Origin of the sequence: Pseudomonas spirodelae, assembly GCF_034653255.1 — a bacterium.
Lineage (GTDB): Bacteria > Pseudomonadota > Gammaproteobacteria > Pseudomonadales > Pseudomonadaceae > Aquipseudomonas > Aquipseudomonas spirodelae.
Map to the genome: position 1 here is coordinate 1 of NZ_JAYEET010000058.1, position 14,125 is coordinate 14,125.

Annotated in this window: 14 protein-coding genes and 1 tRNA gene; 11 read left to right on the forward strand and 4 right to left on the reverse strand. The window is 57.3% G+C overall.

Features of this window, described 5'->3' with window-relative positions; translation table 11 throughout:
• Window positions 1–430 (forward strand): IS66 family transposase (locus SOP97_RS19770; RefSeq protein WP_322950554.1); only part of this gene is annotated, 430 nt, incomplete at its 5' end.
• A 444-nt stretch (window positions 431–874) separates the two neighbouring features.
• Here SOP97_RS19770 and SOP97_RS19775 read toward each other — a convergent pair.
• The 3 genes from SOP97_RS19775 to SOP97_RS19785 form a co-directional block, all read right to left on the reverse strand.
• The gene (locus SOP97_RS19775; RefSeq protein WP_322950555.1) at window positions 875–1,867 is read right to left on the reverse strand and encodes a hypothetical protein; all 993 of its coding nucleotides are present in this window, start codon (window positions 1,865–1,867) and stop codon (window positions 875–877) included.
• A gap of 100 nt (window positions 1,868–1,967) precedes the next feature.
• Complete coding sequence (locus SOP97_RS19780; RefSeq protein ID WP_322950556.1) at window positions 1,968–3,176, reverse strand: tyrosine-type recombinase/integrase; 1,209 nt, start codon at window positions 3,174–3,176, stop codon at window positions 1,968–1,970.
• A gap of 207 nt (window positions 3,177–3,383) precedes the next feature.
• Window positions 3,384–3,468, reverse strand: a tRNA-Leu gene (locus SOP97_RS19785).
• A gap of 111 nt (window positions 3,469–3,579) precedes the next feature.
• Here SOP97_RS19785 and queA point away from each other — a divergent pair.
• From queA to SOP97_RS19815, 6 genes are all read left to right on the forward strand, one after another.
• Entirely contained in the window at window positions 3,580–4,629 is a 1,050-nt protein-coding gene (queA, locus tag SOP97_RS19790) for a tRNA preQ1(34) S-adenosylmethionine ribosyltransferase-isomerase QueA (RefSeq protein WP_322950557.1), read from the forward strand.
• Window positions 4,630–4,643: 14 nt separating this feature from the next.
• Entirely contained in the window at window positions 4,644–5,759 is a 1,116-nt protein-coding gene (gene tgt, locus SOP97_RS19795; protein ID WP_274087003.1) for a tRNA guanosine(34) transglycosylase Tgt, read from the forward strand.
• Window positions 5,760–5,798: 39 nt separating this feature from the next.
• The gene (yajC, locus tag SOP97_RS19800) at window positions 5,799–6,134 is read left to right on the forward strand and encodes a preprotein translocase subunit YajC (protein WP_090248652.1); all 336 of its coding nucleotides are present in this window, start codon (window positions 5,799–5,801) and stop codon (window positions 6,132–6,134) included.
• A gap of 62 nt (window positions 6,135–6,196) precedes the next feature.
• Window positions 6,197–8,065, forward strand: coding sequence for a protein translocase subunit SecD (secD, locus tag SOP97_RS19805; protein ID WP_322950558.1), 1,869 nt, complete (start codon window positions 6,197–6,199; stop codon window positions 8,063–8,065).
• A 9-nt stretch (window positions 8,066–8,074) separates the two neighbouring features.
• Window positions 8,075–8,980, forward strand: coding sequence for a protein translocase subunit SecF (secF, locus tag SOP97_RS19810; protein ID WP_274086976.1), 906 nt, complete (start codon window positions 8,075–8,077; stop codon window positions 8,978–8,980).
• Between the two features lie 124 nt (window positions 8,981–9,104).
• Window positions 9,105–9,632, forward strand: coding sequence for a glycine zipper 2TM domain-containing protein (locus tag SOP97_RS19815; protein ID WP_322950559.1), 528 nt, complete (start codon window positions 9,105–9,107; stop codon window positions 9,630–9,632).
• Window positions 9,633–9,684: 52 nt separating this feature from the next.
• Here SOP97_RS19815 and suhB read toward each other — a convergent pair whose 3' ends face one another.
• The gene (gene suhB, locus SOP97_RS19820) at window positions 9,685–10,500 is read right to left on the reverse strand and encodes a type III secretion system regulator SuhB (protein ID WP_274086974.1); all 816 of its coding nucleotides are present in this window, start codon (window positions 10,498–10,500) and stop codon (window positions 9,685–9,687) included.
• 144 nt (window positions 10,501–10,644) lie between these two features.
• Between suhB and trmJ the strand changes: the two genes are divergently transcribed.
• The 4 genes from trmJ (at window position 10,645) to SOP97_RS19840 (ending at window position 14,087) form a co-directional block, all read left to right on the forward strand.
• Window positions 10,645–11,424: a tRNA (cytosine(32)/uridine(32)-2'-O)-methyltransferase TrmJ gene (gene trmJ / locus SOP97_RS19825; RefSeq protein WP_322950560.1), complete on the forward strand. Its 780-nt coding sequence runs from the start codon at window positions 10,645–10,647 to the stop codon at window positions 11,422–11,424.
• Entirely contained in the window at window positions 11,417–12,193 is a 777-nt protein-coding gene (cysE, locus tag SOP97_RS19830) for a serine O-acetyltransferase (protein WP_322950561.1), read from the forward strand. Before trmJ ends, cysE begins: the two co-directional genes overlap by 8 nt.
• Window positions 12,194–12,332: 139 nt before the next feature.
• The gene (gene iscR, locus SOP97_RS19835) at window positions 12,333–12,824 is read left to right on the forward strand and encodes a Fe-S cluster assembly transcriptional regulator IscR (RefSeq protein WP_274086971.1); all 492 of its coding nucleotides are present in this window, start codon (window positions 12,333–12,335) and stop codon (window positions 12,822–12,824) included.
• A gap of 48 nt (window positions 12,825–12,872) precedes the next feature.
• Window positions 12,873–14,087 carry an IscS subfamily cysteine desulfurase gene (locus SOP97_RS19840; protein ID WP_322950562.1) on the forward strand — a complete coding sequence of 405 codons (1,215 nt, stop codon included), beginning with the start codon at window positions 12,873–12,875 and terminating at the stop codon, window positions 14,085–14,087.
• The last annotated feature ends 38 nt before the right edge of the window (window positions 14,088–14,125 follow it).

Below are 14,125 nucleotides of genomic sequence, written 5' to 3' on the forward strand. Positions count from 1 at the left end.
GGACATGAGCGATGAAGAACGCTGGCGAATACGGCAAGAAAAGGCATCACCGATACTCGGCGCGCTGCATGACTGGATGCTGGCCCAGCGCGATCTTGTGCCCAATGGATCAGCAACGGCAAAAGCCTTGGATTACAGCCTCAAACGCTGGGTAGCGCTGACGCGCTACCTGGAAGATGGAGCCGTACCCATTGATAACAACCAGGTCGAGAACCAGATCCGGCCATGGGCACTGGGGCGCTCGAACTGGTTGTTTGCCGGGTCGCTACGTAGCGGCAAAAGAGCAGCGGCGATCATGAGCTTGATCCAGTCGGCCCGCATGAACGGACATGATCCGTATGCCTATCTCAAAGACGTGCTGACACGGCTGCCGATTCAGCGAGCCAGTGAGATCGGCCAACTGCTGCCGCATCAGTGGGCATCAAGCTGAGTCACGCAAGCTAGACTGGCGGTGACGATCAGATACTACTCATTGACTTTTTTGGGCGTCACTCCGTCAGCAAATAGCAGTCGGAATATGGGCAAGTTGAACGAGGCTCTAAGCCACCAAAACCCACCAGTAACCACACTGGTGTATCACCCCAAACAGCCTACCCGTAATAGTCTCGCACTGATTTTTATGCGTGCAGCGTGTGATACAGAGTAAGCGTGCAGCCTGTGATACAGGCTACCCGTTCAGCGCGTGATACAGCGTTGGAATGTGTCTTGGCTGGACGCTTACGGTGGGGGTAGCGTGTGCGGCCATGGGTAAGCCCTCCGGGGCATTGCAAAGCGTTGTGGGTAATCAACGCTGCAATGCTGCTCGGGCTGCCCATAAGTGGTCATTGCAACTGCAAAACGGATTTTTGCAATTGCAAAATATCGAAGTGGGTTTTTACCGCTTCACGCTCTTAGCTTTGGTTGATACGGCTTCTCTGGCCTCAGCTTTTGCCTGGGCTACCTTGTCCGCGTCTGCTGCTGTAGCTCTCGCTTCGGCAAACAGCTTGGTTAGCGCGCTTACGCTTGCTCCCCGCCACCCCCTTGCTTCGATTCTTTCTGCCGCCGAGCCTTGCTGATAGCGGGGCCGGCTATCATCTAAGAGCAACTCAAGAAGGCCCGCAATTGCCAGCAGGTGCGATGGCTTAGCTTCACTCTCCAGTCGGCCTAACTCTGCTTGAAGACGGCCAGCCTCAGCCTGAGTTTCTAGTCTGCATTCAAGTTCAAGTTTATGGTTCTGTTCCCAATACTCAGCTTTCGACTCGGCGTTTAGTATGGTTTCTTCATATGCTTCTTGCGCGCCCATTAACTGATCAAGAGTTCTCTGTAGTCGCTCATTCTCAGCCACAGCATCATTTATGAATCGCTCGCGTGCTTCTGCATCTAATTGCTTTCGCGTTTCCAGCATTTTGGAGTGCTTTTCTAGCTCCCATTGTGACTTCAGTTCTTCCAGGCTTGAGGGGCTGGGTTGTTCTTGTAGAGCATTCATCTTGGCGGCAAGTGCTTGGATATCGGTGCTTTTGAACCTCGGGTGTTGGTCGCGCACTAAAGTTCTTGCTGTCCACTCGGACTCTAGTCTTTCAGGGCTCAGCTCCTTATCGATAACCCACGCATATCCGGCTAACTCTAGGTCTCTCTCGTAATAATCTGCGAAGTATTGCAGCACTAATGGATTTCTAGTTTTTTGCATTCCAGAGCCGCTGACATCCATAACAGAAAAGTCCTCAAGCCACCCAGTCAGCTGCGCCCCGTCCACATAGACAGCGCACTGCCCCGCATCGCAGAGCCGTAAAATATCTAGGTATGTGACTGGTGTTTTCGTCAAATCCTGAAGCCAATCAATTGCCTGCTCTTTGTTCAACCATTCCAGCAGCCGGTATACCTTTTCCATTCCTTGCACCCTCCCAGGCGCTCCCGTGTTGAATAAATCGGCTGGTCAGGCGGATGGGAAGTCCGCTTTTCTCCCCGTCGGGATAGGCCAGCCAAAACCGTTAAGCCTTGCGCTTGATGCTCACCACGTTAGCGCCAGCGCATAGGGCGTCTATCGAATCTGCCCACGCTTGCATCATTTCCCGGCGCTGCTCCAGGTAGGCGGCGTGGTTGTAAGTGTCGCGCATCTCGTCGTCATCGCCGTGGGCAAGCTGGCGCTCGATCCAATCCCGGTTGTAGCCGCGCCCATTAAGTTCGGTGCTCAGCAGGTGGCGGAAGCCGTGGCCGGTTTGCCGGCCTTTATAGCCGGTGTCAGCCAATGCCTTGTTGATGGTGTTTTCACTCATTGGGCGGTTGGTGTTGTTGCGCCCAGCAAATACCAAGGCATAACCCCCGGTGACTTCTTGAAGCTGGCGCAGGATGGCAACGGCCTGGCGTGGCAGTGGTACCGAGTGGTCGCGTCGGGCTTTCATGCGCTCTTTCGGGATCGTCCAAGTGGCGGCCTCAAGGTCGAACTCGGCCCAGGGTGCGGCGCGCAATTCACCAGGGCGCACAGCCGTCAGCACCAGCAGGCGGATGGCGTGGCGGGTCAGGGTATTGATGTTGGCTGCTTCGATCTTGCTCAGCAGTTCGGGTAACTCTGCACAGGTGACGTGCGGATGGTGCCGCGTTGCTGGTGCGTGAGCTGCGATCACGTCCAAGTCAGTTGCTGGGTTTGCCTCTACCGACCCTTGTGCCAGGCCAAAGCGGAAAATCTGACTTAGCCATTGGCGGGTTTTCTTGGCGACGTTGTGCGCCCCTCGTGATTCGATCTTGCGGATTAGTGCTACCAGCTCAGGGCGGGTAATGGCCTTGACGGGGCGGTGGCCAAGGGCGGGCAGTAAATCAGACTCCAAGTAAGCAGCGGCCTTGTCGGCTGTGGACTTTGCCCAGCGTGGCGAGCGGTAAGCGTGCCACTCACGCGCCAGTTCCTCGAATGTCTGCGCCTCAAGTGCTTGCGCCTGTTTAGTGGCTTGGCGTTCTGCGCCTGGGTCGGTGCCTTCGTCCAGCAGTAAGCGGGCGTCATCACGCTTGCGGCGGGCGGCGGCCAAAGGCACGGCAGGGTAGGCACCCAAGGAAAGCATTTTAGCTTTGCCGTTGAAGCGGTAGCGGTAGCGCCACAGCTTGGAGCCGGTTGGGGCGACCTCTAAGCACAGGCCGTTGCTGTCGGCTAAGCGATACAGCTTGTCCTTGGGCTTGGCTGTTTTGATTGCGGAATCGGTCAGCGGCATGGTGCCCCCGTGTGAGCCATGCCGGGCGGCGTTTGGCGGCTCAGGTGTGAGTAGATTTATCGACCAAACTCGATCTACTCACAAATCTACTCACAATCCAGTGGGCTTACAAGGTAACGGTAGGGAACTGCGGGCAACAAAAAACCGGCTCAAGTGGCCGGTTCTCTAGGGTTTCAGGTCGTTTCGGTACGTCCTGAGATGTTTGTATGGTGCCCCGGGGGAGACTCGAACTCCCACTTCTTTCGAAAACGGATTTTGAATCCGCCGCGTCTACCGGTTCCGCCACCGGGGCACAATGGCGGCGGAGTATAGAGATGGTATTTGCATTGGTCAATGCATTGCGTGTTCAGAATGTGCGATTTCCGGTAAGCTTTGCCGCCCTTCAAGATGACCCTCTCTAGCCATGCGTGTTGCCGACTTCAGTTTTGAGCTGCCAGACGCTCTGATTGCCCGCCATCCTCTTGCTGAACGCCGCGCCAGCCGCTTGCTAGTGCTCGATGGGCCGACGGGTGAGTTGGCGCACAAACAGTTCAGCGACCTGCTGGATTATCTTCGTCCCGGCGATTTGATGGTGTTTAACAACACGCGGGTGATTCCGGCGCGGCTGTTCGGGCAGAAGGCTTCGGGCGGCAAGCTGGAAGTCCTGGTCGAGCGGGTGCTGGACAGCCATCGTGTGCTGGCCCATGTGCGTTCGAGCAAGTCGCCCAAGCCCGGTTCGACCATTCTGATTGATGGTGGTGGCGAGGCTGAAATGGTTGCCCGTCACGATGCCTTGTTCGAGCTGCGTTTCAGCGAAGAAGTGCTGCCGCTGCTGGAGCGGGTCGGGCATATGCCGTTGCCGCCTTATATCGATCGCCCGGATGAGCAGGCTGACCGTGAGCGTTATCAGACGGTGTATGCCGACCGTGCCGGTGCCGTGGCTGCGCCGACCGCAGGGCTGCATTTTGATCAGGCGCTGTTGGCGGCGATTGCCGAGAAGGGCGTTGAGCGCGCCTTTGTCACGCTGCACGTAGGGGCGGGGACGTTTCAGCCGGTGCGGGTTGAGCGCATCGAAGACCACCATATGCACACCGAGTGGCTGGAGGTCGGCCAGGATGTGGTTGATGCTGTGGCGGCTTGTCGGGCGCGCGGTGGGCGAGTAATTGCTGTCGGCACCACCAGCGTGCGCTCACTGGAAAGCGCGGCGCGCGATGGCGTGCTTAAGGCCTTCAGTGGCGATACCGATATTTTTATCTACCCAGGCCGGCCGCTGCATGTGGTCGACGCGCTGGTGACCAACTTCCATTTGCCGGAGTCGACCCTGCTGATGCTGGTGTCGGCGTTTGCCGGTTACCCGGAAACCATGGCGGCTTATCAGGCAGCGATTGCCGGCAAGTATCGTTTTTTCAGTTACGGTGATGCCATGTTTATCACCCGCAACCCCGCACCGCGCGGGCCAGAGGAACAGTTATGACGCGCACGTGCCGCATGTCTTTCGAATTATTGGCGACCGAGGGCAAGGCGCGTCGTGGCCGGCTGACCTTCCCGCGTGGCGTGGTGGAGACCCCTGCGTTTATGCCGGTGGGCACCTATGGCACGGTCAAGGGCATGCTGCCGCGTGATATCGAGGCGATTGGCGCGCAGATCATCCTCGGCAATACCTTCCACCTGTGGTTGCGCCCTGGCACGGAAGTGATCAAGCAGCACGGCGACCTGCATGACTTTATGCAGTGGCAAGGGCCGATCCTCACCGACTCCGGCGGCTTCCAGGTGTTCAGCCTCGGCGCCATGCGCAAGATCAAGGAGGAGGGCGTGTACTTCGCTTCGCCGGTCGATGGTGCCAAGGTGTTTATGGGGCCGGAAGAATCGATGCAGGTACAGCGCGATCTGGGCTCCGACATCGTGATGATTTTCGATGAGTGCACGCCGTATCCGGCCGAATTTGACGTGGCCAAAAAGTCGATGGAGTTGTCCTTGCGTTGGGCCAAGCGCTCGAAAGAGGCCCATGGCGAGAATACTGCAGCGTTGTTTGGCATCGTTCAGGGCGGTATGCATGAAGAGCTGCGTAAGGTTTCTCTAGAGGGGTTAGAGCAGATCGGCTTTGACGGTTATGCGATTGGCGGGTTGTCAGTCGGTGAGCCAAAAGACGAGATGATCAAAGTCTTGGATTACCTGCCTGCGCAGTTGCCAGCTGATAAGCCGCGCTACCTGATGGGCGTTGGCAAACCAGAAGATCTGGTCGAAGGCGTGCGCCGCGGTGTGGACATGTTCGACTGCGTGATGCCGACCCGTAACGCGCGCAACGGCCACCTGTTTGTTGATACGGGCGTGCTGAAAATCCGCAATGCCTTCCATAAGCAGGACAATTCGCCGCTGGATCCGACTTGCGATTGTTACACCTGCAAACATTTCTCCCGCGCCTATCTGCATCACCTGGATAAGTGCGGCGAAATGCTGGGTAGTATGCTCAATACAATCCATAACTTGCGGCATTATCAGGTGCTTATGGCTGGTTTGCGCGAGGCTATTCAACAGGGTACATTGGCCGCCTTTGTCGATGCCTTCTATGCCAAGCGCGGGCTACCAACGCCGCCTCTGGACTGATTTCCCAACCTTTTAAAGACCTTTTAACAGGAGTGTTATATGAGCTTTTTTATCCCCGCTGCGTTCGCTGAAGGTGCCGCACCGGCTGCCGGTCCTGCTGGTAGTGGTTTTGAGTGGGTGTTTCTGGTCGGCTTTCTGGTCATCTTCTATCTGATGATCTGGCGTCCACAGGCCAAGCGTGCGAAAGAGCACAAAGGGCTGATCAGTGGCCTGCAGAAAGGCGACGAAGTGGTTACCAGCGGCGGTATCGCTGGCAAGGTGTCGAAGGTTTCCGATGACTTCGTGGTAATCGAAGTATCCGACACCGTCGAGCTGAAGATTCAGAAAGTGGCGATTGCCGCTTCGCTGCCTAAAGGCACGCTGAAAGCGATCTAAGCCACACACCTTTACCATTCGACGGGGCGCTTAATGCGCCCCGCGTCATAACGGGCGGCGTCATGCTCAACAAATTTCCCCTCTGGAAGTACCTGCTGATTCTGGCTGTGCTGGCAATCGGCTTTCTTTATTCTGCGCCCAATTTGTACCCGGATGATCCGGCGATCCAGATCAGTGGCAACAGCTCCGCCATGCGCGTCGAGCAGGCCGACCTAGAGCGTGCTAAGCGTGCGCTGGAAGCGGCAGGTATCAGTGTAAAAGCAGTCAGTGTGGCGAATCAGGGTCGTGCTGGTTTGCTGCGTTTGAACAGTGCTGAAGATCAACTGCCCGCCAAAGAGCTGGTGCGTAAAGCGTTGAGCGATGAATTTGTGGTGGCCTTGAACCTGGCGCAGACCACGCCGGATTGGCTGCGTAACCTGGGCGGTAGCCCGATGAAGCTCGGCTTGGACTTGTCCGGTGGTGTGCACTTTCTGATGGAAGTCGACATGGATAAAGCCCTGGATGCGCGCCGCAAGGTTTATGAGGGCGAGGTCAAGAGCCTGCTGCGTAAAGAGCGTGTGCGTTATCGCAGCCTGCCTGAGCTCAATGGCGCCATTCAGCTGGGTTTTGTCGATGAAGCGGCGCTGGAGAAAGCTCAGCAGCTGATTCGCAAAGACTTTAACGATTTTGATATGACCACTGTGCAGCGTAGTGAGCTGCAGGTGCTGCGTTTGTCGCTAACTCAGGCCAAGCTGGTCGAAATTCGCGAATACTCGATCAAGCAGAACCTGACCACGGTGCGTAACCGGGTCAATGAGCTGGGTGTGGCTGAGCCACTGGTTCAGCGTCAGGGTGCCAACCGCATCGTGGTTGAGCTGCCGGGTGTGCAGGATACCGCTGAAGCCAAACGTATTCTCGGCAAAACCGCCAACCTGGAATTCCGTCTGGCCGCCGAGCCGGATGCTGCCAGGGCGGCAACTGAAAGTTTTGAATTCCGTCAGGAGGGTCGTCCACCAGCGTTGCTGGAGCGTGATCTGATCATCACGGGTGACCAGGTCACCGATGCGCAGGCCAGTTTCGATGAGAATGGCAGCCCGCAGGTAAACATCCGTCTGGATGGTCGCGGTGGTGACCTGATGAATCGCGCGACTCGCAACAACGTCGGGCGCAGCATGGCGGTGATCTTTATCGAGCAGAAGCCGGTGACGCGCTACGTGCGTCAGGTGGTCGATGGCGTCGAGAAAGAAGTCGAGCTGCAGACCTTCGTTGAAGAGAAGAGAATCATCAGCCTGGCTACTATTCAGTCGCCGCTGGGTAGCCAGTTCCGCATCACTGGTCTGGATGGTCAGGGCGAGTCTTCTGAATTGGCCCTGCTGCTGCGTGCTGGCGGCCTGGCTGCGCCGATGTACTTCGCAGAAGAGCGCACCATTGGCCCGAGCCTGGGTGCTGACAACATTACCAAGGGCGTGAATGCGTCGCTGTGGGCAATGCTGTTTGTTTCGCTGTTTATCATTGCCATCTACCGCGCTTTTGGGGTGTTGGCGACTATTGCGCTGGGCCTGAACATGGTGCTGTTGCTGGCGCTGATGTCGTTGCTCAGCGCCACGCTAACCCTGCCAGGTATTGCCGGTATCGTGCTGACCATGGGTATGGCGGTGGACGCCAACGTGCTGATCTTCTCGCGTATTCGTGAGGAAATTGCCAATGGCATGTCGATCCAGCGCGCTATCCATGAAGGCTTTGACCGGGCGTACTCGGCGATTGTCGATGCCAACCTGACCACGCTGTTGGTCGGCGGCATTCTGTTTGCCATGGGCACGGGGCCGGTTAAAGGCTTCGCGGTGACCTTGTCGCTGGGCATCATCACATCGATGTTTACCGCCATTCTGGTCACGCGTTGCATGGTCAACCTGACGTGCGGCGGGCGTGACTTTAAGAAGTTGTGGATTTAAGGGGCTGTGATGAAACGTACGATCAACTTCATGGGGGTGCGCAATATTGCGTTCGCCCTCACCGTGGTCCTGACGCTGCTGTCACTGGCGAGTCTGTTTACCAAAGGCCTGAACCTTGGCTTGGACTTTACTGGTGGTACGCAAATCGAGTTGAGTTACGAGCAGCCGGCCGACCTCGGTAAGATTCGTGAGCAGCTGGCCGGTGCCGGCTATGCCGATGCTGTGGTGCAGAGCTTTGGTGCCACCACCGATGTAGTGGTGCGCATGCAGGGCAATAATCCTGAGCTGGGTAACAACGTGGCCACGGCGCTGCGTCAGGCCGGTGAACAGCTTGAGGTGAAGAAGGTTGAGTTCGTCGGTCCGCAGGTCGGTGAAGAGCTGCGCGATCAGGGCGGTCTTGGCCTGTTGTTGGCGTTGGGTGGGGTGATGCTCTATCTGGCCTTCCGCTTTCAGTGGAAGTTCGGTGTGGCAGCGATTATCTCGCTGGTTCACGACGTGATTGTCACCCTTGGTGTCCTGTCGTTCTTCCAGATTACCTTCGACCTGACTGTGCTGGCGGCTCTGTTGGCGATCATTGGCTACTCGCTGAACGACACCATTGTGGTGTTCGACCGGGTGCGCGAGAACTTCCGGGTGCTGCGCAAGGCGACGTTGATTGAGAACATCAACATCTCCACCACGCAGACCCTGCTGCGTACCATGGCGACGTCCATCTCAACCTTGCTGGCCATCGGTGCGCTGCTGCTGTTTGCTGGCGACAACCTGTTCGCCTTCTCGGTAGCGCTGTTTGTCGGTGTGGCGGCGGGTACTTACTCGTCGGTCTATATCGCTAACGTGGTGCTGGTATGGCTCGATCTGACGGTCGATGACCTGATTCCGCCGGTGGTGGAAGAAGAGGTCGATGAGCGCCCCTGAATCTGTGGGTTTCATCGCAAAAGTTTGAATGGGCCGGGCGGGTGTTGAACTTGCCCGGCTTTTTTATGCTCCAAGGCAAGGATTAAGGCGCATTGCGCGCTAGGCAGCGGTTTAGGAGGTTTGTATGAATAAGTCTTTGTTGGTCGGCGCCGTGTTAGGTGCAGTGGGTGTAACGGCGGGCGGAGCGGTGGCCACTTATAACGTCGTTACTGCGCCAAAATATGCGGAAGTGCTGGCAGTGAAGCCGGTAAACCAAACCATTAAAACCCCGCGTGAAGTGTGTAAAGACGTGACGGTTACCCGTCAGGCAGCGGTCAAGGATCAGCACAAAATTGCCGGTACGGCGATTGGTGCTGTGGTTGGTGGCTTGCTGGGTAATCAGGTGGGCGGAGGTAATGGCAAGAAGTTGGCAACGGTCGCCGGTGCGGTAGGTGGTGGTTATGCCGGTAATAAGGTGCAGGGCAATATGCAGGAAAACGACACCTACACCACCACTGAAACGCGCTGTAATACGGTCACTGACACCAGTGAGAAACTGGTGGGCTATGACGTTAAATACGAACTGGACGGTAAGATCAGTCAGGTGCGTATGGCCAATGATCCGGGTCAGCGGATCCCGGTGCGTGATGGTCAGTTAGTGCTGGTGGAGTAAATTCCCAGGCAATAAAAAAGCGCCCTAGGGAGCTTTTTTATTGCCTGGGCTGTTAGCGCTTCAGTGAAGCTGACAGGTGCGGCTGAATGGCCGTCAGGACTGCTTTGAAGCACTTTGTGTTACCGGCAACGATTTGGCCTTTTTCAAGGAATTCGTGGCTGCCGCTGAAATCGCTGACCAGGCCGCCTGCTTCTTGAATCAGCAGGGCACCGGCGGCCATGTCCCACTCGGACAGGCCAAACTCCCAGAATGCATCAAAGCGACCCGTGGCAACGTAGGCCAAGTCCAGGCTTGCTGCCCCGCCGTGGCGTAGGCCGGCAGCCTGGCCAACCAAGCTGCGGAACATGCCGATGTAGTTCTCGAGGTTGTCCATCTGGTTATCGCGGAACGGGAAGCCGGTGCCGAGCAGTGCGCCTTCCAGGCCCTTGCGATTGCCAACGCGCATGCGGCGGCCGTTGAGGGCAGCGCCACGGCCGCGGCTGGTGGTGAATTCTTCTTGGCGTACGGGGTCTATGACCACTGCGTGTTCAAGGCGGCCACGGTATTTGCACGCGATGCTGACCGCGTAGTGCGGAATGCCGCGGATAAAATTAGCGCTGCCATCCAGTGCGTCGATGATCCACACATAGTCGGCGCCTTCACCGCTGCCTGCGCTCAGGCCGCTTTCCTTGCCGAAGATGCCGTGAGTCGGGTAGGCCTTGCGCAGTGCCTGGATGATCAGCTGCTCGGCGGAGCGATTAAGCTCGGTCACGTAATCCTTGGCTTCTTTCTCGTCGACCGAGATGACGTCCAAGCGTTCGGTCGAGCGGAAAATCATTTCGCCGGCGCTACGGGCTGCGCGCAGCGCTATATTCAGCATGGGCTGCATGGATGTTCACCTGGGTCGTTAAAGAAAGCCGGCCATTCTAGCAGAAAAGCCGGGCGGTTGAAGTACAACCTGAGCCTTGCGTGGCGTAAGGTGGGTTGCTTCTGTAAGATTTGCCTCTCTAAGCCTTGTCTGTGAGCGTTTGCGTTGCTAGAAAATATTCGCGTTGTTTTGGTCAACACCAGTCACCCAGGCAATATCGGCGGCGCGGCGCGGGCCATGAAAAACATGGGGCTGTCGCAGTTGGTGCTGGTTGATCCGCAGGATTTCCCGAGCGCCGATGCGGTGGCCAGGGCTTCGGGCGCAAGCGATGTGCTCGATGCGGCGCAGGTGGTGGGTACGCTGGAAGAAGCGCTGGTGGGTTGCAGTTTGGTGCTCGGTACCAGCGCGCGTGATCGGCGTATCCCGTGGCCACTGCTGGATCCGCGTGAGTGTGGCGTGGCGGCGTGCGAGCAGGCGCAGCAAGGTGCGCAGGTGGCGTTGGTGTTTGGGCGTGAGTATGCCGGGCTGACCAATGATGAGCTGCAGCGCTGTCACTTTCACGTGCACATACCTTCTGATCCTGAATTCAGCTCGCTGAATCTGGCTGCGGCGGTGCAAGTGTTGGCCTATGAAGTGCGGATGGCCTGGTTGGCGGCGCAAAATCAGCCGACTAAAACGCTAAAGCTGGAGGCTACGGCCATACAGAGTTCGCTGCCGGTCACGGCGGATGAGCTGGAATCGTTTTACACCCATCTTGAGCAGGCGCTGGTTGAGATTAAGTTTCTCGACCCGTCCAAGCCGCGACATTTGATGAGTCGCCTGCGCCGTTTGTATGGGCGTAGCGAGGTCAGCAAGCTGGAAATGAATATCTTGCGCGGCATCTTGACGGAAACCATCAAGGCGGCGCGTGGCGAGCACCCTGGGCAGGAGAAAGCAGATGTTTGAGCGCATGCGAGAAGATATACAGAGCGTATTTCATCGTGATCCGGCGGCGCGTAATGGCTTTGAGGTGGTCACCTGCTATCCAGGGTTGCATGCAGTCTGGCTGCATCGCGTGGCGCACGCGCTGTGGGGTAGTGGCTGGAAGTGGTTGGCGCGCGTGGTGTCGAACTTCGGGCGCTGGATGACCGGCATCGAGATCCATCCGGGTGCGAAGATCGGTCGGCGCTTCTTTATCGATCACGGCATGGGCATTGTCATTGGTGAGACTGCCGAAATCGGCAATGACGTCACTCTTTATCAGGGGGTGACGTTGGGCGGCACCAGTTGGAATAAGGGTAAGCGCCATCCGACGCTGGAGGATGGTGTGGTGGTCGGTGCTGGGGCCAAGGTGTTAGGGCCGTTCACCGTCGGCGCGGGGGCCAAGATTGGTTCTAATGCCGTGGTAACCAAAGAAGTGCCGGCGGGTGCGACGGCGGTTGGTATTCCGGGGCGAATTATCGTCAAGGCGGATGATGAGCAGGAGGCCAAGCGCAAGGCGATTGCAGAGAAGCTGGGCTTTGATGCTTATGGTGTGGGCCAGGATATGCCTGACCCGATTGCGCGCGCTATCGGTCAGTTGCTTGATCACCTGCATGCGGTCGATGGGCAGTTAGAAGGAATGTGTGGCGCGCTCAAGTCCCTGGGTAGTGATTACTGCTCCAAGGGTTTTCCTGAGCTGCGCAATGAGGATTTCGAGAGTGTGGTCAAGGACGCAGACAAGCCTGCGGCTTGATGGCGCAGGGGTGCGCTTTTTTGCTAAACTGCGCGCCCCTCATGCGGCTTAATCCCGACAAGAGTGCTAGGTCTTATAGTTGACTTAAATACTCGGGAATTGCATAATCGCTGCATATTGCGACCACGCGGTAACCCTCATGCGACTAACAACCAAAGGCCGTTATGCCGTCACCGCCATGCTTGATCTGGCGCTGCATGCGCAGAGCGGGCCGGTGTCCCTGGCTGATATTTCCGAGCGGCAGGGCATTTCCCTGTCTTACTTGGAGCAGCTGTTTGCAAAGCTGCGTCGCGGCAACCTGGTTTCCAGTGTGCGCGGGCCGGGCGGCGGTTATCAGTTGTCACGCGGTATGCAGGGCATTCAGGTGGCTGAGGTGATCGATGCGGTCAATGAGTCCGTCGATGCCACGCGCTGTCAGGGGCAAGGCGATTGCCATGCGGGTGATACCTGTCTAACCCACCATCTGTGGTGTGACCTTAGCCAGCAGATACATGAATTTCTCAGTGGCATCAGTCTCGCTGACTTGGTGACCCGTCGTGAAGTACAGGAAGTTGCCCAGCGCCAGGATCAGCGCCGTTGCAATGGCAGTACGCCTTACTTAGATAAGATTGAAACGTCCGCCGTCGATTGAGCGCTAGGCGCTGGCTAGCTGGCCTGATACCTGATTAGGAGAGAATTGATGAAGTTGCCGATTTACCTCGATTATTCCGCCACCACGCCGGTTGATCCGCGTGTTGCGCAAAAAATGAGCGAATGCCTGCTGGTTGACGGTAACTTCGGCAACCCAGCGTCGCGCTCCCACGTGTTCGGCTGGAAGGCTGAAGAAGCGGTAGAGAATGCCCGTCGTCAGGTGGCTGATCTGGTCAATGCTGACCCGCGCGAGATTGTTTGGACCTCCGGTGCTACCGAATCCAACAACTTGGCGATCAAAGGCATTGCCGACTTCTACAAGAGTAAAGGCAGGCACCTGATCACCTCGAAGATCGAGCACAAAGCGGTGCTCGACACGATGCGTCAGCTTGAGCGTGAAGGCTTTGAGGTCACTTACATCGAGCCGGGTGAAGACGGTCTGATTACTCCGGCTATGATCGAGGCTGAGTTGCGTGATGACACTATTCTGGTGTCGGCCATGCACGTGAATAACGAGATCGGCACCATCAACGACATTGCTGCGATTGGTGAGTTGACCCGTTCGCGTGGTGTGTTCTTCCATGTCGACGCGGCGCAGTCCACCGGCAAGGTAGCAGTCGATCTGCAGTCGTTGAAAGTCGATCTGATGTCGTTCTCTGCACACAAAACCTATGGTCCTAAGGGCGTTGGTGCGCTGTACGTGTGCCGTAAGCCGCGCGTGCGTCTGGAAGCCCAGACCCATGGCGGTGGTCACGAGCGCGGCATGCGCTCCGGCACCCTGGCAACCCACCAGTGTGTGGGTATGGGCGAGGCTTTCCAGATTGCCAAGCAAGAAATGGCTCAGGAAAACCAGCGCATTCTGGCTTTGCGTGATCGCTTCTTTAAACAGGTTGATGGTCTTGAAGAGCTGTATATCAACGGCAGCATGACCGCTCGTGTGCCACACAACCTCAACCTCAGCTTCAACTATGTTGAGGGCGAGTCGCTGATCATGGCGCTTAAGGATCTGGCGGTTTCGTCCGGCTCGGCCTGCACCTCGGCTTCCCTGGAACCGTCCTACGTATTGCGAGCCCTGGGCCGTAATGACGAGCTGGCGCACAGTTCCATTCGCTTTACCTTCGGCCGCTTCACCACTGAGGAAGAGGTCGATTACGCCGCGCAGAAGGTTTGTGAGGCGGTCACCAAGCTGCGCGAATTGTCGCCGCTGTGGGATATGTACAAAGACGGTGTCGACATCTCCAAGATCGAGTGGGCGGCGCACTAAGTAGTCGCCGAGCAAGAGCGACTCTCTGATGAGGAAGG